Source organism: Shewanella sp. T24-MNA-CIBAN-0130, assembly GCF_040310185.1.
GTDB lineage: Bacteria > Pseudomonadota > Gammaproteobacteria > Enterobacterales > Shewanellaceae > Shewanella > Shewanella psychromarinicola.
In genome coordinates this window covers 1-251 of record NZ_JBEOPP010000449.1, presented here as the reverse complement: position 1 = coordinate 251, position 251 = coordinate 1, and the positions used below count along the sequence as shown (strand labels likewise).

Sequence of the window (251 nt, the reverse complement as noted above, 5' to 3'; positions counted from 1 at the left end):
GTATCGACTTTACTTATCAGTGCTTGTAGTAATACGTCAACGGTAAAAAATAAGGGCATGACCAACAGCTCAGCTGTGGTTACCAAACGTCCTACCACTCAAGCTGCTAAGCCAAGCACGAACGCTGATTATTCAACGGCGTTTTTAGATGCCGAGAGCTTAGACGAGCTGGCCGATTTGTTAGAAGCGACCGACATGACGATGGTTGAAGGTAATAAACTTGCCATTCAACAATACGGGGACTTGTGGAA

At 45.4% G+C, this 251-nt stretch carries 1 protein-coding gene; it reads left to right on the top strand.

The features are described from left to right. Positions 1 to 251, top strand: a 251-nt coding sequence (locus tag AAEZ02_RS23085; RefSeq protein ID WP_351125501.1) for a hypothetical protein, incomplete at both ends; no start/stop codon positions are given.